The 21,268-nt window shown below is 64.6% G+C and carries 18 protein-coding genes; 2 read left to right on the top strand and 16 right to left on the bottom strand.

Annotated features, from left to right (window positions below; translation table 11 throughout):
• Nucleotides 1–20 precede the first annotated feature (20 nt).
• From LB519_RS17445 to LB519_RS17415, 7 genes are all read right to left on the bottom strand, one after another.
• Entirely contained in the window at nt 21–770 is a 750-nt protein-coding gene (locus LB519_RS17445; protein WP_224620702.1) for an SDR family oxidoreductase, read from the bottom strand.
• Nucleotides 771–857: 87 nt separating this feature from the next.
• A complete protein-coding gene (locus LB519_RS17440; protein ID WP_224620701.1) occupies nt 858–1,781 on the bottom strand; it encodes a 3-hydroxyacyl-CoA dehydrogenase NAD-binding domain-containing protein in 924 nt (307 codons plus the stop codon).
• Nucleotides 1,781–2,650 carry a hypothetical protein gene (locus LB519_RS17435; RefSeq protein ID WP_224620700.1) on the bottom strand — a complete coding sequence of 290 codons (870 nt, stop codon included), beginning with the start codon at nt 2,648–2,650 and terminating at the stop codon, nt 1,781–1,783. The genes LB519_RS17440 and LB519_RS17435 overlap by 1 nt, the downstream gene beginning before the upstream one ends.
• A 1-nt stretch (nt 2,651) precedes the next feature.
• Nucleotides 2,652–2,975, bottom strand: coding sequence for an NIPSNAP family protein (locus tag LB519_RS17430; RefSeq protein ID WP_063168741.1), 324 nt, complete (start codon nt 2,973–2,975; stop codon nt 2,652–2,654).
• A 64-nt stretch (nt 2,976–3,039) separates the two neighbouring features.
• Entirely contained in the window at nt 3,040–4,350 is a 1,311-nt protein-coding gene (locus tag LB519_RS17425; RefSeq protein ID WP_224620699.1) for an acetoin dehydrogenase dihydrolipoyllysine-residue acetyltransferase subunit, read from the bottom strand.
• Between the two features lie 14 nt (nt 4,351–4,364).
• The gene (locus LB519_RS17420; RefSeq protein ID WP_224620698.1) at nt 4,365–5,339 is read right to left on the bottom strand and encodes an alpha-ketoacid dehydrogenase subunit beta; all 975 of its coding nucleotides are present in this window, start codon (nt 5,337–5,339) and stop codon (nt 4,365–4,367) included.
• Between the two features lies 1 nt (nt 5,340).
• Nucleotides 5,341–6,312 carry a thiamine pyrophosphate-dependent dehydrogenase E1 component subunit alpha gene (locus LB519_RS17415; protein WP_224620697.1) on the bottom strand — a complete coding sequence of 324 codons (972 nt, stop codon included), beginning with the start codon at nt 6,310–6,312 and terminating at the stop codon, nt 5,341–5,343.
• Nucleotides 6,313–6,416: 104 nt separating this feature from the next.
• On the opposite strand from LB519_RS17415, the gene LB519_RS17410 reads away from it, so the two are divergent.
• The gene (locus tag LB519_RS17410) at nt 6,417–7,163 is read left to right on the top strand and encodes an SDR family oxidoreductase (protein WP_224620696.1); all 747 of its coding nucleotides are present in this window, start codon (nt 6,417–6,419) and stop codon (nt 7,161–7,163) included.
• A gap of 40 nt (nt 7,164–7,203) precedes the next feature.
• Here LB519_RS17410 and LB519_RS17405 read toward each other — a convergent pair whose 3' ends face one another.
• From LB519_RS17405 to LB519_RS17390, 4 genes are read right to left on the bottom strand one after another with little or no spacing between them, the layout of a single operon-like run.
• On the bottom strand, nt 7,204–8,943 hold the full coding sequence (locus LB519_RS17405; RefSeq protein WP_224620695.1) for a cobalamin-dependent protein: 1,740 nt from the start codon (nt 8,941–8,943) through the stop codon (nt 7,204–7,206).
• A 4-nt stretch (nt 8,944–8,947) separates the two neighbouring features.
• Entirely contained in the window at nt 8,948–9,745 is a 798-nt protein-coding gene (locus LB519_RS17400) for an alpha/beta fold hydrolase (RefSeq protein WP_224620694.1), read from the bottom strand.
• Nucleotides 9,745–10,521 carry an aspartate dehydrogenase gene (locus LB519_RS17395; protein ID WP_224620693.1) on the bottom strand — a complete coding sequence of 259 codons (777 nt, stop codon included), beginning with the start codon at nt 10,519–10,521 and terminating at the stop codon, nt 9,745–9,747. The genes LB519_RS17400 and LB519_RS17395 overlap by 1 nt, the downstream gene beginning before the upstream one ends.
• A gap of 11 nt (nt 10,522–10,532) precedes the next feature.
• Nucleotides 10,533–11,069: a cupin domain-containing protein gene (locus tag LB519_RS17390; RefSeq protein ID WP_024503990.1), complete on the bottom strand. Its 537-nt coding sequence runs from the start codon at nt 11,067–11,069 to the stop codon at nt 10,533–10,535.
• 148 nt (nt 11,070–11,217) lie between these two features.
• Here LB519_RS17390 and LB519_RS17385 point away from each other — a divergent pair, with 148 nt between their 5' ends.
• Nucleotides 11,218–12,822: an FAD-dependent oxidoreductase gene (locus LB519_RS17385; RefSeq protein ID WP_224620692.1), complete on the top strand. Its 1,605-nt coding sequence runs from the start codon at nt 11,218–11,220 to the stop codon at nt 12,820–12,822.
• Nucleotides 12,823–13,861: 1,039 nt separating this feature from the next.
• On the opposite strand, the gene LB519_RS17380 is transcribed toward LB519_RS17385, so the two are convergent.
• From LB519_RS17380 to LB519_RS17360, 5 genes are read right to left on the bottom strand one after another with little or no spacing between them, the layout of a single operon-like run.
• A complete protein-coding gene (locus tag LB519_RS17380; protein ID WP_063172742.1) occupies nt 13,862–14,674 on the bottom strand; it encodes an NAD-dependent epimerase/dehydratase family protein in 813 nt (270 codons plus the stop codon).
• A gap of 3 nt (nt 14,675–14,677) precedes the next feature.
• The gene (locus tag LB519_RS17375; protein WP_224620691.1) at nt 14,678–15,880 is read right to left on the bottom strand and encodes a pyridoxal phosphate-dependent aminotransferase; all 1,203 of its coding nucleotides are present in this window, start codon (nt 15,878–15,880) and stop codon (nt 14,678–14,680) included.
• A complete protein-coding gene (locus tag LB519_RS17370) occupies nt 15,877–17,496 on the bottom strand; it encodes a hydantoinase B/oxoprolinase family protein (RefSeq protein WP_224620690.1) in 1,620 nt (539 codons plus the stop codon). The genes LB519_RS17375 and LB519_RS17370 overlap by 4 nt, the downstream gene beginning before the upstream one ends.
• The gene (locus LB519_RS17365; protein WP_024503264.1) at nt 17,493–19,589 is read right to left on the bottom strand and encodes a hydantoinase/oxoprolinase family protein; all 2,097 of its coding nucleotides are present in this window, start codon (nt 19,587–19,589) and stop codon (nt 17,493–17,495) included. Before LB519_RS17365 ends, LB519_RS17370 begins: the two co-directional genes overlap by 4 nt.
• Nucleotides 19,586–21,256, bottom strand: a complete 1,671-nt coding sequence (locus LB519_RS17360) for a thiamine pyrophosphate-binding protein (protein WP_127367401.1) — start codon at nt 21,254–21,256, stop codon at nt 19,586–19,588. Before LB519_RS17360 ends, LB519_RS17365 begins: the two co-directional genes overlap by 4 nt.
• Between the last annotated feature and the right edge of the window lie 12 nt (nt 21,257–21,268).

Below are 21,268 nucleotides of genomic sequence, written 5' to 3'. Positions count from 1 at the left end.
GTCGCTGACGCCACGCGCGCTCATCGTTGCGGCGCGGGCGGATAGGTGTGGCCGCCGGGTGCCTGTTCGCTTGGCGCAACGACCAGCTCGGCGATGTCGACATGGTCCGGCATCCGCAGCGCTGCAACAAGCACGGCGGCAATATCGGCCGGGCCGAGCGGCCGCTGTTGCGAGTACATGCGCTTGCGTAGGCCCTCGCGGTCGCCGTCGAAGGCCTTCAGATAGAAATCCGTTTCCACGCGGCCGGGGGCGATCTCGGTCAGCCGCACGCCGGTGCCCGCGAGATCATAGCGCAGGATGCGGCCGGCCTGGGAAAGGCCGGCCTTTGCCGCACCATAGGTCGCCGTGCCGGGAAAGACGCCACTGGCTGCCGTGCTGGTCAGGTTGAAGATGTGGCCACGCTTGCGCGCGGTCATGCCCGGCAGCAACAGGCGGATAAGTTGCAAGGGCGCGGTGAGGTTCAGCGCCACCACCTCGGCTGTTTCCTCCGCGCTCTGCTCATGCAGAGGGCGCACTGTCGCCAGACCGCCGGCATTGTTGACCAACACATCGATTTCCGCCGCACCGAGCGCAGCGGCGATCGCTTCGTGGTCGCGCACATCGGCGACAAGCGATTTTACGTGTGGCCCCAGCTGTGCCTGCAGGGCCTGCAGCGCGTCGCGGTTGCGCGCCAGCGCATGGACGGTCAACCCTTCCGCGATCAAGCTCTCGACGATCGCTGCGCCGATGCCTTTCGAGGCGCCGGTGACGAGGGCGGTGCGATAGGTCATGACCATTCTCCTGAACCGTGATGATCAGAGCAATTCCAGGAAAAGTGTGAGACGGTTTTCCGTCCGGAATTGCGTCAAAACAAAGAGTTAGAGCGCGCCGTGTTCGGCCACCGTTTTCAAAATGCCGACAAGGCCTGCCTCGCGCGCGGCCTTCAGGTCCTCGTGGCTGCGCCCGTCCACCGCCGCATTTGTCGAAGCCGTGATCGCGCGGATGGTCTCGTTGTCGAGCTTTGCGTCGAGCAGCGTGTCCCAGATCGCCCGGTATGTCGGGCCATATTTGCGCAGGAAGTCCTCGATGCCATCGGCGTTGAGGCTGTTGGAAATGAACGAACCTTGCAGGGTCCATTTCGCACCCGGTCCATACATGAAGGCACGGTCCACATCCTCGACCGAAGCGACGCCGTCGCGCACCAACGCGATCGCCTCGCGCCACATGGCGCCCATCAGGCGCAAGGCGATATGGCCGGTCACTTCCCGGTTGAGCGTCACCGGTTTCTTGCCGATGGCCTCGTAGATGGCGTGTGCGCGGGCGATTGCCTGCGGATCCGATGCCTTGCCGCCGACGATCTCGACCAGCGGCATCAGATGCGCCGGATTGAAGGGATGGCCGAGCACGACGCGGCCGGGCAGGCGGCAATCACCCTGCATGTCGGACACCAGAAGGGCCGAGGAGGATGAAGCAATCACGACCTCGTCACCGACATGATCTTCGATCTCGGCGAGCAGCCGGCGCTTGAGGGCCAGGTCTTCCGGACCGTTCTCCTGCACGAAATCGACGCCTTCGAGCGTCTCGGCGAGCGTCGGAAAAAGATGGATCTCGCCGGGCGCGTGCGAGGATCCTTTCAACGCATCGAGGTCGGCCATGAGTTCAGGCAGCACCTCATTGAAAGCCGCTTCGCGCCGCTCAGTCGGATCAAACACGCGCACCGCGTGGCCGGCATGGGCAAAGCAAGCCGTCCAGCGCTGCCCGATGACGCCGAAACCGACAATGCCGATGGTCAGTTTTTGCATCACCCGGCCTTCCTGCCGTCAAGCGCTGCGCGGAAGGCCTCGTTGAGGTCGTTCCACGGGATGAGAAGATCGAGCCAGGCGCCGATCCGCCCGGTAGCCAGGATCGCCTCGTCGATCAGCGCATCGAACGGATAGTCGTCTTCCATCGCCGCCTTGAGCCGGAAAAGCAGGGCAGGCGTTTCCTCCATGTGGCAGAAATCGCGCAGCCGGGTCGCGGTCTTGTCGAGCGCGATTGCTGCCGCCTGGCGCAGCACCAATTCGTCCTTCCGGCCGCGCTCGGCGCGGATCCACCAGAGGAATTCGTGCAGCACCCGCGCTTCTGATTCCGCGGTGAAGACAGGCCCTGCCGGGTGCATGATGGCGCGTGACGCGGTGACCCGGCTGATGTCGGCGGGACAGGCCGCCCACAGCGCCTTTCGCGCGGCGATAATGTCCTGTGGCAGCGGCGACGGCGCCCACGGCTCGGGCGTGCCGCCATCCGACCGGACAAGCGTGCCTTCCAGGATGCGGCGGCCCTGGTCCTGTTTCAGTGTCGCGGCAAGTTCGGCAATGCCTTCCACCGGCGCGTCGAGATGGCCGAGAACGGTGATCTCGGCATTCTCCGCCTGAAGCGGCGCGAAGGTGATTTCGAGGAACTGCCGCACCGGCCAGTAGATGAAGGCACCGGCGGTCGCGGAAAGCACATGCGTAGCACCCTCGATATCCTCGACGAAGGGAGCATGCCAATAGATATGGCTGCCGGCGATCTTCGGCGTGTGCAGCTGCAGACGCATCGGCAAGGCCGAAAGCAGCGCGCGGCGCGTGCGCTCGGCATCGCCAGTCAGGCGCAGCGGCCAGCTGCGCCCCTCGGCAGAGAAAATCAGGTCCATCTTACTTTCCCGGATTGAAGAACGAGACGGGTTTGAGGATCTGGTTGCGCATGTCGAGAAGATAATCGGTCTCGATCACCTTGCGCCGGTAGGCCTGCCATTCCGGGTCTGCCTCCATGCGGTCGCGCCGCTCCTCCCGGTCGGCAAGGCTTTCATATCTCCACAGATGCACGGTGCGCGAGAGGTCACCGATATGCGTTTGGAAGAAGCCGAAGGGCTCGCCCAGATAATGCCGCTGCATCGGCAGGCCGACGTCCTCGTAGAGTTTGAGGAAATGCGACAGCTTGTTGGGGCGGGCGGTGTAGGTGCGATGGTCGAAGATCATATCGGGCACTCCTTCTGACATTCTGTCGTGGCGCCCTTGACGCGGGCGTGATGGTCTTGCCGGCTCAGCCGGCACTTCGCACCGTCTCGGCGATCAGCCGGGCGGTGAGCGCCGGCGCCTCTATCTGCGCTACATGGCCGACGCCATCGAGAAGATGAACGGCAGTGAAGCCCGGCGCGCGGGCCGCATGGGCGACCGGAATGACGCGGTCGAGCCTGCCCCAGATGAGCCGCGTCGGGACGGCGAGTTCGCCAAGCGCGCCCGCGAGATCGAAACCCTGCGTGCCGTCCGGGAACAGGCTTTCGGCCATCGCAGTGAGCGCGTCGCGATTGCCGGTCTTTTCCAGCTGTCTGAGTGCGGCCTGCGCATAGCCGGTCGGTAAGGCTGAGGGGTCGCCGACCATCACCGCCAGCCACCGCTCCAAGGCCTGCACCGTGGTCGCGCGGGCAAGACCGGCGATGAAGCCGGCATTGATCTCGGGGCCAAGCCCGCCAGGGGCAAGGAGCGTCACAGAGCGCACCGTAAGACGGCCCAGCCGGGCGAGCGCGAGGGCCGCCGCACCGCCCAGGGAATGGCCGACGAGATGGGCATTGCCGACGCCCATCCCCTCCAGCCGGTCGGAGAGGAGGAAGGCGATCTCCTCGATGCTGTTTGCAGGTCTTGCCGCTTCCGTACCATGGCCGGGCAAGTCGAGGCTGATCGTCTCGATCCCCGGCCCGAGCAACGGGACAACCTGCCGCCACACGGAGCGATCCGCCCCGAAGCCGTGGATGAGGACCACCGGCACCGTCTGCCGGGCCGGCGCGGCGACAGGCGATGCCTGGACTGCGGCTGGCGCCCGCTGGCCTGCACCGTCCTGTTCGTTCGTGCGAGCGGCAAGGGTGGCATCGATGTCGCGCTTCTTGATCCGTCCGCGCGGCCCGCTTCCCGAAATGGTGGCAAGGTCGAGCCCGGCCGCAGCGGCAAGCCGCCGGGCCAGCGGGCTTGCGACTGCACGGCTGCCGGGCGGCCGGATGGAGGGAGGCGTTTCGCTGGCCAGATGCTCTCGCGGATTGGGTTCCGTAGTGGTCGCCGTGGCCGACGCGATCGAAGCGGATCGGCCAGCGATCGGCTTCTCGCCAACTATAGGTTTCTCATCCGCGATCGTGCCGAGTACGGCGCCCACCGGCGCTTCCTGTCCCTCGCCGAAGAAGATTTCCGCCAGCCAGCCGTCGCGGTCGGCTTCGATTTCGGTCGCCGCCTTGGCCGTCTCGACGGTGACGACCAGATCGCCGGCCTTGACCGGATCGCCTGGCTTCACCGCCCAGGCGATCACCAGCACGGCTTCCATGTATTCGCCGCCGGCGCTGTCGATGCTGATCGGATGGGTCGCCATCGCCGCCGCCTCCGTCACTTCAGCGTCTTCAGCGCGGCCGTGCGGATCTTCTCGGCACTTGGCAGCATCGCCGTTTCCAGCGGTTCGGAATAGGGGATCGGCATATCCGGCAGCGTGACGCGCGCGACCGGCGCGTCGAGCTCGTCGAAGGCGTGGTCCATGATCGTTGCCGAAAGCTCGGCGGCGTAGCCGCAGAAACGCCAGCCCTCGTTGACCACCACGGCATGGTGCGTTTTCGCGATCGAGGCGACGATGGCGTTGACATCCAGCGGGCGCAGCGACCGGAGATCGACGATCTCGGCCGAAACACCGTCGGCTGCGAGAAGATCCGCGGCTTTCAGTGCCTCGACCACCATCTTGGAGGTGGCGAATATCGAGATATCGCTGCCTTCGCGCAGGGTTGCCGCCTTGCCGAGCGGCACCGTCACGTCGCCTTCCGGCACCTCGCCACGGGTGTTGTAGAGCAGCTTGTGTTCGAGGAAGACCACCGGCTGGTCGTCGCGGATCGCGGCCTTCAGCATGCCCTTGGCGTCGGCGGGCGTCGAAGGAGCAACGACCTTGATGCCGGGTATGTGGGCAAGCATGGAATCGAGCGACTTGGAGTGCTGCGCGCCGGCGCCGGCGCCGCCGCCGCCCTGCGTGCGCAGCACGAACGGCATCTTGACCTGGCCGTTCCAGATGTAATTGTAGATCGATGCTTGGTTGACCAGCGCATCGAGCGTCAGCGGCACGAAATCCGCATACATGATTTCAAGCACCGGCCGCGTGCCGGTCATCGCCGCGGTCACCGCCATGGCGGTCAGCGCCTGTTCGGAGATCGGCGTGTCGCGCACCCGCGTTCCGCCGAATTCCTCCCTCAGCCCTTTCGTTACCTTGAAGACGCCGCCATAGCGTCCGATGTCCTCGCCAAAGACGAAGACGGAGGGGTCGGCCTGCATCTCTTCGCGCAGTGCCGCATTGAGCGCTTCGGCATACCGCATCATGGCCATGTCAGTGTGCCTCGCTGTAGGGGTTGCAGGCTTCGTCGAGCGAGAATTCGGGCATCGGGTCGGAGAGTGCGGCTGCAAATGCCTCGTCCACCTCGGCCTTGGCCGCAGCCTCGATCCCTGCGAGTTTCGCCTCGCCGACGTCGCCCAAAAGCGCCTTGCGCGAGACGAGCAACGGGTCACGTTCCTTCCAGGCCGCAATATCCTCCGGCTTCTGATAGCCGCCCATGTCGGAAGTGGAGAAACCTTCGACGCGGTAGGTCTTGCATTCGACCATGCCGGGGCCTTCGCCGCGCCTGGCGCGCTCGACCATGGCCGACACGGCGCGGTAGACAGCCACCGCGTCATTGCCGTCGACGATCTCGGCCGGCATCGCGTAGCCGGCGGCGCGGATCGACAGGTCCTCGACCGGCGACTGGACTTCTGAGGGAACGGTCAGGCCGAACTGGTTGTGTTCGAGCACGAAGACGACCGGCAATTTCCACAGCCCCGCCATGTTCATGGCTTCGTGGCAGATGCCGGTTTGCGCGGCGCCGTCGCCAAAGACGCACATGGCGACATTGCCGGTGCCGAGGATCTGCATCGACAGCGCCATGCCGGCGGCGGCCGGAATGCCCGCGCCGACAATGGCGTTGCCGCCGATCACGCCCTTTTCGGCATCGGCCACCAGCATGTGGCCGGCGCGCCCGCCGCAGGCACCGGTGGCTCGCCCGAAGATCTCGGCCACCACAGGGTGCACGGCCATGCCCTTGCCGATATAGACCGCGTGGCCGCGATGGGTGGTGGCGACCTTGTCGCCGGCCTCCAGCACGGCGGTCGCGGCGACGCCGACGGCTTCCTGGCCGTCGCAGCGATGGATCGGACCGCGCGTGCGTCCTTCCTTGTGAAGCGCCCCAAGGCCCTCTTCGAGATGCCGCACCAGCAGCATCCGGCGATAGATTGCCAGATGTTGATCGACGGAAGGAGTGTTTTTCACCGATAATCCCCGAGTTCGTGCCGAAATTAAATACAAAAGTGTCGACACTTTGCAAGCGCTTCTGCAAGATAGGGCAAAACAAGTTTGTGAAAAGGGGATCGATCATGCGTTTGGAGGGCAAGGCGGCCATCGTCACCGGAGCCGGCGCCGGTATCGGCGCGGCCGTCACGGAACTGTTTGTGAAGGAGGGCGCGCGCGTTCTGGTCGTCGATCGCGACGGCGCGCGGGCCGGCGAGGTGGCCGGCAGGACCGGAGCGCTGGCCTCGGAGGCCGACGTCTCGGACGAAGCCTCGGTGGCGACGATGGTGCGCCGCGCGCAAGAGGCTTTCGGTCGGGTGGACATCCTGGTCAACAATGCCGGTTACGGCATACGCGGCTCGGTCGTCACCACTGCGGCGGCGGATTGGGACGCGCTCATGGCCGTGAACCTCAAGGGCGTCTTTCTCTGCTCCAAATATGTCATTCCCGTCATGGCCGCGGGCGGCGGCGGGGTGATCGTGAACACCGCCTCCAACGTGGCACATGTCGGACTTGCCGATCGGGCGGCCTATGTCGCCTCCAAGGGCGGCGTCGCGGCGCTGACGCGTGCCATGGCGCTTGACCATGTTGCGGACAAGATCCGCGTCAACGCCGTGGCACCGGGTGTGACCTGGTCGAGCTATTTCGAAACCATGCTGGAAACCCATCCCGATCCTCAGGGGTTTGTCGCGGCATTGAACGCGCGCTCACCGATGAATCGCGTCGCGCAGCCAGTTGAAATCGCAAATGCAATCCTGTGGCTCGCCAGTGACGAATCCTCTTTCGCCACCGGCTCGATCCTGACAGTCGACGGCGGCATGAGCGCCTGGTGAGGCGCGCGCCTGTCGGTGGCGGAAACGAAGCCTGCCCGTTTCAGGCAACGGGCCGGATGGAACGCAGGGCACTCAGCATCTCGTCGAGGTCGGCGCAGGGCAGGCAGCCTAGGTCTGCTATATCCTTGGTCACGTCGACCGGCAGGCCCGAATTGGACTCCTTGGGCACTTCGTTCAATCGTCCGCCGATGAGCACCGGCAAGGCAAGTCCGCGTGCCGCCATCGCTGCTTTCACCGCCTGTGCATAACGCAGCGCCACGCCATTGTAAGTGCTGACGGCGATGGCATCGGCCCCGGTTTCGGCGGCGCGGGCGACGAGTGTTTCCGGGTCGACGGCCACACCGGCATCGGCGATGACGATGCCCAGGCCTTCGAGCGCCTGTTCGACGAGATATTTTCCGTGCTCATGCACGTCGGTCGTGCCGATGCAGACGGTCAGGGGTCTAGGGCTTTCCAGCGGCTTTTGCGTCGCGACCCAGGCGACGGCCTTGTGGTTGAGTTCGCGGGCCCATTCGGCATGGATCAGCGGCGTGCGTCCGCGGATGCCGTCCGCGCCCGGGCCGAATAGCGCCTCCATGCGCTTCGGCCCCATGCGGCGGATGGCGAACATCAGCGCGGCCGGGTCTTCGGTATCCACCCCGCGCGCGGCCAGCCCTTTCATGACGGCACCGGCAAAGCGACGCCCGCCTTCGACCAGCACATCGGCCATCGCCTCCACCCTGGCCCAGTCGAAGACGGGGTCGTAGAAGGGGGCGTGTAGCGTGAGCCGGTGCGCGAAGGTTTGTGCGTCGATGATCTCGTCGACATCGGGAATGCGCTGGTTCTCGGTTACCGGTACCGGATTGATCGCATGGCCGGAGGGCCATCGCCCGACAGCCAGTATGTCGGCCAGGAGATAACTCGCCAGGCTTGCGTAATTGCCTGCCGGGGTCGACTGGTAGGAAACGGTGTTGCCGAAGATCATGGTGCCCGGCGTATCGCTGACCCGCACCAGCGCGGCATGGAAGGCAGCGCGCGACAGTGGATCGCTGAAGTGGTGGCCGTAGCAATGGCCGAGCCGCGCGCCGATCAGATCCTCGACGATGTGCTTTTCGACCAGCACCATGCCGAGCGCGCAGGCCATGTCGATGAACAGCCCGGCGAAGCCGTCGTCGAGATTGGAATGGACCAGGATTTCGGCATCCTGCGCGGCAATCAGGCCGAGCGCGGTGACGGTCGCTTCGGTGGTCGCCACATCATCGTCCCAGTAGGGCAGCCGGAAGGTGAAATACTGCCCCAGATTGCCGATGGCCGTTGCACCGGCGGCGATGGCGGCGCGGGTGTTTTCCACCGCGCCCGGCAGGCCGAGCATGAAGTCGCCGAAATGCGCGGCAGCGGGCGCGGCGTTGGTGATGCGGGCGAAATCCTCTGGGCCGGTGAGCACGATGCCGGTACCGCGCGCAGCCTTTGCACGCATGGCTTGGGGATATCCCATCGACCAGTCGAGTGTGATGCCGAAACGGTCGACCGTCACCCCTGCCTTGCGGCATTGCTCATGCACCTCGCCGATCGCGGCCACGGTGCGGTCGACGCTTCTGAAGCCGATATGGGCGTGCTGCATGACTCGCTTTTCGGCCGCTGCCTTGCGCTTCCATGCGGCTTCGGACGACATCCCAGTCTCGGTAAGGAAGCGGCAGCCGCCGAGGCGCCACTCGCGCGCCATGGCGCGCCCTTCGGCGAGGAGATCGACGCCAGGCTTGAGGCGCGGGTCGAGGAGGGCGGGAGCGATTTCAGCGGTCATGATACTAGCTGTCGGCCTTGGGAATGAAATGGCGAATGATGGCGGCAAAACCTTGGGGGTCGGCGAGGGGATGAAAATGTGCACCGGGAACTGAAACAAACCGGGCATCCGGTATCGAAGCGGCGATCGCCTCTGAAAGGGCTGATGGCGTCAGGATATCTCCGGTGGCCGCAATCACTTGAACCGGGGCGTCGATGCGCGGCAGATCGGCAAGGCGATCATGGTCGAGCAGCATGCGCACGCGCGCAGCACTGACTGTCAGCGGCGCCAGGGTGCCAGGGGCGGCGGCGACGGCTGCGTCGAGCTCCCCGGCATGCGTTTCGAGGTAGGACGGTTCGTGGCAGAGCACATGGCCGAGGCGCTGATAGGTCTCGGCCAGGCCGGCCTCCAGCAGTTCGGCGCGAGCGCTGAAGAGCGTGCGGAAACGGCCGTCGGCTCGCGCCCAGGAACTGCTGATCGTATAGCTCAGGCCAAGTTGCGAATGATCGAGCGCCAGCACCTGCGCGATGGCGCCACCAGTGGAATGCCCGACAATATGGGCGGGACCGCCCGTCCGCGCCAGCAGGCCGGCAATGTCGCTGGCGATCAGGGGAATGGAATAGGGGCGTTCGGGGCGATCGCTGCGACCGGCGCCGCGATGGTCGGTGACGATGACGCGATGGTCGGCCCCGATCAGGCGTACCACGCCAGTCCAGAACCTCCCATCACCGCCGAGCCCGGGGATGAGGATGAGGCGTGGGCCAGCGCTGCCTGATGTCTCGTAGTGGATGCGGCAGCCATCGGCGGCGGTGAAGAAGGGCATCAGCTGAGGCCCTCCCTGTCGAGCAACTCGCCAAGCGCCGCGACGAGACTGAGCGCCGTGAGCATCGAGGTTTTCGGATTGTTGGGCGAGGGTGCGTTGACGAGGCGGAAGGAGGCGGTGCCGGCGGTGCTCTCGACCTCGATTTCATGCGTGTTGCCGGCAGCTTTCGGATCGGCAACCACGCTCACGGTGACTTTGTCGATACCTGCAGCGAGCGCCACGGCGAAGGCGGCGTTGAGGTTTTTCGGATAGAGTTTTGCCGCTTGCGCCGGCGTGCCTTCGAAGAGGGTTATGGCGTCAGTGTCCGCTGAAAGGCCGGCGGAGGACAACTCCGTCGTCCAGGCTGTCGGCGGCTTGCGCGAGGTGTAGCGGACCCGCGCCTCAGGAAGTGCGGCTATCGCCCTGAGATAGTCGAGGCCGCCCAACGCGCCTGACGGCAGGACCAAGCGCGCACCGCTATTGCGCGAAGCATCGGTCAGCCCCGCGGCAAGGATCGGATCGGCGAATGCACCGATCGAAGCAATGATGGTCGGGATGCCGGCTTCGAGAAGCGCGGGCACATAAGCGGCCACCGCCTCCTGGCTTGCCGCCTCCACCACCGCCCGGGGGCGCGGACCGATCAGCGCGTCAAGCTGCGTGACAGTGCTGACATTCGCCGGCAAGTCGCGGCGGGTACCTTCGCGCATCAGCGCCACCCAGCAAACCGAGTCCACTGAGAAAGCGGAGACGATCTCGCGCGCGATCGTGCCGAAGCCGATGAGGCCGAGCGTCACCATCCGAGGCTTCTTCAGGGATTCTGCTTCAGGGGATCGAACTTGTCGGCGAGGTCTGCCCCGAACACCGTCTTGCGCTCGATTTCCAGGACGTTTTCGGGGCGCGGGAAATTGGACGGCACACGGTCGCCTGGCTTGCGCGGCTTGCCGATCAGGCGAAAGAAGTCCTCGAGCCCGTTCGGCACGATCAACCAGATCCAGCGTAGGCGCGTGTCGCCATCATTGATGAACATGTGCCGGACATTCTTCGGCAGGAACACCACGCTGTCCGGCTCCAGTGGATATTCCTTGCCCTCGATGACGGCGCGGCCACGGCCTTCGATGACATAGACCGTCTCTTCGTTGCGGTCATGCGTGTGTTCGCGCACATAGCCGCCGGGCGCTACCGACTGCGTGCCCAGCGCGAAGGGGTGCTCCATGCCGACGATGTGCGGCGCGAGCGCCACGTCGATATGGCCGTTTGCGGGAACCGGCTGCCAGTAGCTTTCGCGCGTTTCGGTTCCGGAAACATGGATGCCAGAGGGCGCGGGTGGAAGGTTGGTGTCGTCCATGGCTCTGCCTGTCGAATGGAGCTGCGAAGGTCGTTCGGGCGCGTTGCTGACCTGGAGAGGGTACAGCGCAAAAAGTGTCGACACAATAGTAGACAGATTAAATTTCGTGCCTCTATAGTGCTGTGTCGATGATGGCAGGGGAATGCCGATGGGCGAGTACGATGTTCTGGTGATCGGTTCGGGATCGGCGGCCTGCTCGGCAGCGCTGCGGGCCGCCAAGGGTGGCCTCAAGGTGCTCGTCATCGAAAAGAGCGAATGGCTGGGTGGTACCTCGGCCATGTCCGGGGCCGGGGTCTGGATACCCGCCAACCATGTCGCGGCCGAAGCCGGCATTGCAGACAGCCGCGAGGATGCGCTCGCCTATCTGCGTGCGGTCGCGCCCGAAGGATGGAAGCAGAAGGAAGATGCGCTCTGGGGCGCTTTCGCCAAGGCCGCGCCGGACATGCTGCACTTCCTGTCCGTCAACACGCCGCTCGACTTCCGCCTGATCAACGAGCCGGACCCCTTTGCCGAAGCGCCTGGCGGCAAGCTCTACGGCCGCATGCTATCGCCGAGGCCGCTCAGCCGCCGTCTCCTCGGCAAGTTTGCGCGGAGCCTGCGCCGCTCCACCTTGCCGCACAGCTTTACCTACCAGGAGATCGTCGACCTCGATCTCTATCACCATCCCATCCGCGCCGGGTTCAAGGTCTGGCCGAAGCTTCTATGGCGATGGCTGACGAATTCCGGCGGCCAGGGCACGGCACTGATGACCGGGCTGATCAAGGGCTGCCTCGATGCGGGCGTCACCTTTCAGCCGGGAACGCGCGCCGTCACCCTGCTTCAGGATCCGGACTCACGCATCGCCGGCGCGGAGGTGGAGAGCAAGGGCCGACGCACGAAGATCGTCGCGCGCCGCGGCGTCGTCATCGCAACCGGCGGCTTCGAATGGGACGCCGAGATGCGCGCACGCCACTTCCCCGGCGCCTTCGACCGGATCGGCAGCCCGCGCGGCAATGAGGGCGACGGCCAGAAGCTTGCGGCTTCCGTCGGCGCGCAATTGGACCGCATGGATCAGGCGAACGTCTATCCCTGCCTGCCGACGCGCTACCAGGGAAAGTCGCACGGCTTGCCGATGACCTTCCAGGCCGAACCGCATTCGATCGTGGTCGATCGCGATGCAAAGCGATTTGTGAGCGAAAACGCCTTCAACATTGGCGAGGCGATCGATGCGCGCGGGCCGGATGGCGCGCCGATCCATCTGCCCTGCTATCTCGTCGGCGATCATCGCTTCCTGAAAACGTCGCTGCCTTTCCGCTGGTATGCCTCCTACGAGGGCGACTGGATCAAGAAGGCCGATACGATCGCTGGCCTTGCCGCCAAGCTCGGGCTGCCGGCAGCGGCGCTCGAGGAGACGATCGCGCGCTGGAACAGCTTTTGCGCGAAGGGACACGATGCAGACTTCCAACGCGGCGACAATGGGTGGGAGGCATACAAGGCGCATGGACCCGAGAACCGGCTGAAGCCGATCGACAAGGCGCCCTATGTCGGCATGACGATCAATCGCTCGATCCTCGGCACCAAGGGCGGCGCCCGCACCAATGAGCGAGGGCAGGTGTTGAGGCCGGACGGTTCGATCATCCCCGGCCTCTATGCGGCCGGGCTTGCCATGGCCAATCCCATCGGCACGCGCGCCGTAGGGGCCGGCACCACGCTCGGCCCCAACCTGACTTGGGGCTTCATCGCCGCCGAGACGATCCTGCATCAGAACAGGTGACTGCGTAGAAGATCTCCGACCGTCCTTCAAAACAACAAAATCAGTGTTGCCGCACGTCCCAAGGGATCGCCGTGACCATCGATTAGCAACGAAAAGGCGCTCCACTTGGAGCAGCGACGCCCTTTGATCGATCAGCTCTCGTTCGATCAGGACGTGGCGCTAAAGCCCTCGGAGTTCAATCAACGCGTGACGACGGAACTGAACGGCGTCGTCAACTAGGTCTCCGCAGATATCAGCGTCGATGAGCGAAGCGGTGCGGGTTCTATACAATAGCAGCAAGAGACGAAAGCCGAATGCGATAGCTTCAGTCGCGGATCACAGCGGACGTACAATATAGAAGGGACGAACGGCGGCCACGGGCCGAACACTAAGGTGAGGTTGCTCTAATAGCTGTCCGCTTCAACGACTTTGCGGATGAAACCTGACGGTCAGCAGACGGCTCCATTTCGGTCATTCACTACCAGGAGTTCCTGGCGACCTGCGCCTACATTGGCGACATCTCGAAGCCCGTAACTAGTCGCGTTCGTCGTCCTTAGGTTCGCCAGACCATACGAGAGAATACGAAGGAAACGGCTTGGCGAACCATCCGCCAAGGTATTGACTTGTTGTTGAAAATGACCACCCTCCGGGCCCACCATTACCTAAGTCTTTTATTATATTGTGTAATTATCGCCCTTTATCCAGAAACGCACACCTGGAGCGGGCGACGTATCTATGGCGCAAAGACTCGGGCTTCTTCTTCCAGATGCGAATCCCTGCCGGGAACCTGGGGCTTCATTGCGGCCGAGACGATCCTGCATCAGAACAGGTGATCGCGTAAGCCTAGATGGCAGACGGCACCGAACCCCAGAAGCACACCGGAGGCATGGGGGTGATCGCCGGAGCCTACGGTCTTGCACGATCGCCGGTGTCGCCCTGGCCTGAACGTCCCGGAAGCGCTTCATGATCATTATTCGGCTGTCGCCGTGAATTGCAGGGAGCCGTAGGGGTGTTGGTGGATGTTTCGTCTTCGCCATCTAGCGGATTGGTTTTTTGATAGTTACGCCCGCTTGTCGTCCGGATGGCCAAGCTCGCAGAACCACCCGCCCAGATACTTCACCGATGGCGCCTTGGGATCCGGAATCTGCGTCTTCGCCTCGACCGCTGCGCGGAATGGCTCGGCGCTGTCTTGCGGGATGAACCCCAGATGGTTGGCGCCGCTGTTGTCGACCATTTTCAGCTTGTTGTCGGATATGCCGAACGAGATTGTGTGCCCGACGCGCGGCGCCGTCAGTGCTGCTTCGACCAGACGAACGCAGTCGGCGAAGGAAAGATACGACCACAGCATGCGTCGGTCGGCCGGTTCGGGAAAGGACGAGAAGATACGCAGGCAAGCCGTCTCAATGCCGAACTTGTCCCAGTAGAGCCGGCTCAGGCTTTCGACGAAATTCTTCGACACGCCGTAGAGGCTGTCGGGGCGCACCGGCGCATCGACGCCGATATGGGCTTCGACTTCATGATAGCCGATGGCATGCACCGAGGAAGCATAGATAATCCGCTTCACGCCGTGTTTCCGGGCGCCTTCGTAGATGTGGTAGGATCCGCGAATGCTGGAATCCAGGATCGTTTGCCATTCGCATTCAAGCGGCGCACCGCCGAAATGCACGATCGCGTCGCAGTCCTTGGTGGCCGCAAGTGTAGCCTCCATGTCGGCGAGATCGAAGACCGCTTCTTCCTCGTGAGGAGCAAGATCGCCGAACGGTTCGCGACCCGCCAGGCGGATCGTTTTTGCCAGCGGCACCAGCCCCTTTCGCAGTTCCGAGCCAAGCCGGCCGGCGGCGCCGGTGATCAGGATGCGTTCGTAATGCGGCATGGTCTACTCCACTTGCGCGACGGCGGCGTTGATCCGCGCGATCGCCTCGGCAAGCACCTCCTCGCTGGTGGCGGTGGAGATACGAAAATAGGGTGAAAGTCCGTAGGCAGTGCCCGGCACCGAGGCCACGCGGCCTTCGTTCAGAAGATAGGTCGCCACCGCCGTATCGTCCTCCAGCATGACGCCTTTTGGGGTCCTGCGGCCGATCAGGCTGGCGCAACCGATATAGGCATAGAATGCGCCTTCCGGCGGCGGCAGCGTCAGGCCGTTGATGCGCCTTATGCCATCGACGACCAGGTTCCTGCGCGCCTCGAATGCATCGCGGAAACGAGCCACCTCGTCCTGCGGGCCGTTCAGTGCGGCGACCGTCGCCGCCTGGGCAATCGAGCAGACCGAAGTGACCGACTGGCTCTGGATGATCGACATCGCCTTGACGAGTGGTGCCGGGCCGGCTGCATAACCGACACGCCAGCCGGTCATCGCATAGGCCTTGGCCACGCCGTTGACGATGAGGCTTCGGTCCTTGAGGTCAGGGCAGGCCTTGCCGAAGGATACGAATTCGCGGTTATCGAAGATGATGTGCTCATAGATCTCGTCCGACAGGATGAGCGCCTGCGGATGCCTGGCAAGGACAGCGCCAAGCGCCTTGAGATCGTCGGCCGAGTAGACCGCTCCGGATGGATTGCCGGGCATGTTCAGGAACAGCCACTTGGTTCTCGGCCCGATCGCCTTTTCCAAGAGTTCGGGCGTCAGCCTGAAGCCGCCGCTTTCCCTGCATTCGACCGTGACGGGCGTGCCGCCTAGCAGCTTCACCATCTCAGGATAGGAGACGAAATAGGGCGCGGGCAGGATGGCCTCGTCGCCGGGTTCCAGCGTCGCCATCAGCGCGTTGAAGATGATCTGCTTGGCGCCGTTGGCCACGACGATGTCGTCGGCCGTGTAGTCCAGTCCGTTCTCGCGCCTGAACTTCCCGGCCACGGCCTCGCGCACTTCCGGCGAGCCGGCTGCGGCGGTGTAGAGGGTCTGGCCCGCTTTGGCGGCTGCATAGGCCGCTTCGATGATGTGGGCAGGCGTCGGAAAATCAGGTTCGCCAAGGCCAAGGTCGATGACGTCGACGCCTTTGACCCGTAGCGCCTTGGCCGCCTGCGAGGCGGCCATCGAAGCCGACGGCTTGACCACGGACAGGCGCGAGGAAATGTAGCTCATCGGCTTTTCTCCGAAATATAGCCCCTGGACACGTCCTGTGCCCGCGCCTCCGTACCGCGCCTGGAGGGATCGCCATAGCCGCCACCGCCAGGAAGTTCCAGCACCAGGCGACGCCCTTCCGGAACGTGCTGCCAGCCCTTGGGGCGCATCACCGTGCCATCGTCGAGCCTGACGATGCCGGCTATCCCGTCCTTGCCGCCATCGCGCCCCTTGGCTGGATGCCTGACCCGGTCGAACATGGCGGAAAAATCGAACTCGTGGCCTTCAGTGGCTGCGATTTCGAGGATCTGGCCGAGGCCGCCGCGAAATTCCCCGTCGCCGCCGGAATCGGGACGCAGTTCCTTGCGCCAGATGATGATCGGCCCGGTGTGCTCGGTCGCCTCGATCGGCATGGTATGGACACCGGACGGAAAGGCGGTGGCGGACAACCCGTCCAACGTCGGGCGGGCCCCCATGCCGCCGGAATTGAACATCAGCACCTCGGCGCGGCGTCCATTGCTCCCGGCGACCGGCCTGACCGAGATGTGGATGTTCCATAGTGCCGCCGCCCCTTCGGCAAGGATCTGGCCCGGCAGCGCCTTGGCCAGCGCGCCCAGCACCAGATCGGGCACCATATGGCCGATGACGTGCCGCAGGGAGACCGGCGCCGGCCGCGGGGCGTTCAGGATGTTGGTCGGCGACGATATAGTGAACAGAGCAAGCGAGGCCGCATTGTTCGGGATCTCCGGCGCCACGACGCATTTCAGGGCGTAGCAGGCATAGGCCTTGCTGTAGATGATCGGAACGTTGATGCCCCATCGGCTTGTCGGATCGGTGCCGGAGAAATCGACATTCAAATGGTCGTCCTCAATCGAGACAGCTGCCACCAGCTTGACCGGCGTATCGTAGCCGTCGGTCACCAACTCGTTCGACCAGGTGCCTTTCGGCAGCGCCTTGATGCGCTCCAGCGTCGCGTCATGCGTGCGCGTGAAGATGAACTCTCCCAGCCTGTCCAGCGATGCCAGGCCGATCTCCTTCATCATGTCGACCAGGCGGCGATGGCCGACCTCGTTGCAGGCGGCCAGCGAATAGAAGTCGCCGACGACCTGGTTCGGCTCGCGCACATTGGCGCGCAGGATCTTCACCAGATCGAGGTTCACCTTGCCGCGCTCGGCGAACTTCATGATCGGGATCTGGATCCCTTCCTCGTAGACTGACTTGCCGTCGGCGCCGAAGCCACGTCCGCCAACATCGACCACGTGCGCGGTGCAGGCGAAGAATGCCACCAGTTCGCCGTTCAGGAACGAGGGCGAGACCATGGTGATGTCATGGAGATGGCCGGTGCCTTTCCAGGGATCGTTGGTGACATAGGTGTCGCCCTCGTACATCTCCTCGCGCGGGATCTCGTTCATGAACTGCAGCACGGCCTCGGCCATGGTGTTCACATGCCCGGGCGTACCGGTCACGGCCTGCGCCAGCATCTCGCCGCGCGGATTGAACACGCCGGCCGACAGGTCGCCCGATTCACGCACCGACGTGGAGAAGGCCGTACGCAACAGGGTCAGCGCTTGTTCCTCGACCACCGAAATCAGGCGATTCCACATCACCTGCATGCGGATTTCCAAGATGTCGCTCATGCCTGGACCCCTTTGCGGATCAGGAGGATCGAACCGTCGCTCTGTAGCGCGGCATCGAAGAGAGTGGTGACGACCGTCGACGTCTCACGCTCGACGATCACCGCCGGACCGCTGATGCGATCCCCTGGCGAAAGGTCGGCGCGTTCGATGATGGCTGAAACCTGGACCGTTCCGGTCGCCGGATCGAAAACCTCGCGCGTTTGCGAAGCGGCGACGGTCCTGGTCCCCATGGTGATCTCGTGCCTTGCGGGCGCCGGCCGCACGTCCTGCGCCTTGACCGACCAGGTGACGATCTCGATTTCCAATCCGTCGAGGCCATCAATGGCACGGCCGAAGAAGCGCGCATAATTGTCCCGGAAGGCGTCCTTGAGGCTCACCTCGTCGCCGGGCTTGAACGCCCTGTCGGGCAGCGGCACCGGGATTTCCCATCCCTGGCCGGCATAGCGCATGAAGGCGGTGATCTCGCGGGTGATGGCATTGTTCGTGCCGGCTCGCACGAAGCTCTCGGCGGTCGTCTTCAGCCCGTCGAGCAGCGCATTCACCTCGCATGCATCGAAGCGCGACAGCCGCATCAGCTTGGAAGCCAGCGCCTCGTAGCCGAACGGCGCCTTGAGGAAGCCGATGGCCGAGCCGACGCCGGCGCCTTGCGGGACAAGGCACTGTTCGACGCCAAGCTTCTCGCACAGCCGCGCCGCATGCAGGGGCGCTGCACCGCCAAAGGCGATCATGACATTGTCGGAGATGTTCTTGCCGTTTTCCACCGCGTGGACGCGGGCGGCATTGGCCATATTCTCGTCGACGACCTCGCAGATGCCGAAAGCGGCGGAAACAGAATTGAGCGAAAGCCGGGTGCCGACATCGCGGGTGATCGCCTGCTCGGAAGCCTGCGTGTCGAGCCTGATGGCGCCGCCGGCGAAATTGTCGGGATCGAGCTTGCCCAGCACCAGGTCGGCATCGGTGATGGCCGGGCGGCTGCCGCCACGCCCGTAGCAGGCGGGACCGGGTTCGGACCCGGCACTTTCCGGGCCGGTCTGGATGCGGCCCATGGCGTCGACCCAGGCGATCGAGCCGCCGCCGGCGCCGATCTCGATCATCTCGATGACCGGGATCGAGATCGGCATGCCGGAGCCTTTGCAGAAGCGATAGGTGCGGGCGACCTCGAAGGTCCGCGCCGTGCGCGGCGAATAGTCCTCGATCAGGCAGATCTTCGCGGTCGTTCCGCCCATGTCGTAGGAGACGACGGAGTCCAGGTCGAAGCGCCGCGCCACGTCGGCCGCAAAAATGGCACCGCCGGCCGGACCGGACTCGACCAGGCGCACCGGAAATTCGGACGCGGTTTCCACCGAGATCAGTCCGCCGCCCGAGTGGATCATGAACACCGGACAGTTCGCCCCCATCTCCTTCAGCCGCACCTGGAGGCGCACCAGATAGTCGGCCATCTGCGGCCGGACATAGGCATTGGCGCAAACCGTGTTGAAGCGTTCGAACTCGCGCATCTGCGGCGAGACCTCGGCGCTGATGGAAATCGGTATGTCCAGCTTTCTGGCGAGGATCGCGCGTGCCCGCTGCTCATGCACCGGGTTCATGTAGGAATGGATGAAGCCGATGGCGACGGCGCCGAAGCCGCCCGCGGCGATGCTGTCGGCGATCTCGTCGAGCGCTGCTTCGTCCAGCGGCTGCAATTCCTTTCCGTCCGCGCCGATGCGCCCCTTGACCGTATAGCGATGCTCGCGCGGGATCAGCGGCGGCGGCAGCTTCAGGTTCAGATCATACTGTTCGAACCGGTTTTCCGTGCGCATCTCGATGACATCGCGAAACCCTTCGGTGGTGACCAATGCCGTCTTGGCGCCACGCCGTTCGATGAGCGCGTTGGTCGCCAGCGTGGTGCCGTGAATGACGATGTCGAGGTCCGCCAGCGTGATGCCGGCGTCGCGCACGACGATCTCGATCCCGTCGAGGATAGCCTGTTCGGGGGCGGCATAGTTGGTCAGGATCTTGGTCGAAAAGATCGTGCCGCGCACATCGACCACAATATCGGTGAACGTGCCGCCGATATCCGCGCCGAGACGGATGTCATTTGCCGTACTGGTCATGCGTTGGCCTTATGCGAAGCGAGCGCTGCGTCGCGCATTTGGGAAAGGGTTTGACGCGGCGTGATCGCCTCCGGGGAAATATCCAGCTCCAGGACCGCGCCGGTCGCGGATGCCAGCGCCCTGCCGAAAGCGCCGGCGAAATCGCTGGTCGCGCCGACCCGCTCGGCGTGGAAGCCATAGGCCCGGGCGATGCCGACGAAATCCGGGTTCTCGATGTTCGTTCCCGACACGCGCGCCGGATAGTGCCGCTCCTGATGCGCGCGGATGGTCCCGTAGATGCCGTTGTTCAGGATGAGGACGATCGGCTGCGCCCCGGCCTGCATCGCCGTCCCCAACTCCTGGCAGTTCATCTGGAAATCGCCGTCACCGGCAAAGCAGACCACCGTGCGTGAGGGAAAGGCCACTTTGGCCGCGATGGCCGCCGGCAGGCCGTAGCCCATGGCGCCGGATTGCGGTGCAAGCAGCCGCGCCTTTGGCCCGAATTTGAAGAACTTGTTTGGCCACACGGTGAAATTGCCGGCGCCGTTGGTCAGGATGACGTCGTCGGGCAGCGTTTCGCGCAGCCAGCGGCTGACTTCGACCATGTCGACCGGGCCCGGCTGGGCAGGCGCGGTGAACGTGCCCTCATAGCTTTGGCGTGCCTGCGACCGCCACGCGCCCCAGTCGCCCTTGACCGGCGAGAGCGCCTTGGCGAAGGCGTTCGGCCCGGCATGGATGCCAAGCGCCGGCACATAGATCTTGCCGATCTCGCGATCCGAAGCGTGGACATGGATCAGCTTCTGCTTCGGCTGGGGCACGGACAGCAGCGTGTAGCCATCCGTGGTCATCTCGCCGAAGCGCACATTGATCGCCAGGATCACATCGGCGTCCCGGATCAGCTTCTTGACATGCGGGACCATGCCGACACCGGCCTCGCCGACGAAGACCGGTGAGCCATTGTCGAACTGATCCTGGAAGCGGAACGCCGCGACCACCGGAATGTCGGAGGTTTCGGCGAAAGCCTGGAGCACGGCACGCCCGTCAGCTGACCAGTTGGCACCGCCGATCAGGATGACCGGTCTGCTGGAGGCGGCCAGCATGGACCGGGCCTCGGCCAGCGCATCGGCATCGGCCGCGGCCTCGAACACCCTGGCAGGCCCGCTGAGCGCCGCGACATCGGTCGGCGTGGTCAGCATGTTCTCGGGCAGGGCGATCACCACCGGGCCGGGCCGCCCGGTGAGCGCCGTGGTCCAGGCCCGGGCAATGATTTCCGGCAGGCGCTCGACAGCGTCGATCTCCACCGCCCATTTCGCCATCGTGCCGAACACCGCGCGGTAGTCGATTTCCTGAAACGCTTCGCGGCCGCGCATGTCGGTGCCGACCTGGCCGACGAACAGGATCATCGGCGAACTGTCCTGCATCGCCGTGTGCACGCCGATGGACGCATTGGCGACACCCGGTCCGCGCGTCACGAAGCAGATGCCCGGCGAACCCGTCAGCTTGCCATAGGCCGAGGCCATGAATGCCGCGCCGCCCTCGTTGCGGCACAGCACGTAGTCCAGCTTTCCACGAGTGTCGTGCAGCGCGTCCAGCACGGCCAGATAGCTTTCGCCCGGCACACCGAAACTCTTGGTCGCGCCGAGCGCGATCAGGCACTCGACAAGGAGGCGACCGCCATTGCGGATCATGCTGCGACATCC

It is taken from the genome of Mesorhizobium sp. AD1-1 (assembly GCF_020164655.1).
In the GTDB taxonomy this organism is placed as follows: domain Bacteria; phylum Pseudomonadota; class Alphaproteobacteria; order Rhizobiales; family Rhizobiaceae; genus Mesorhizobium; species Mesorhizobium ciceri.
The sequence above is the reverse complement of the archived record's forward strand: the minus strand, read 5'-3'. Positions and strand labels throughout refer to the sequence as shown.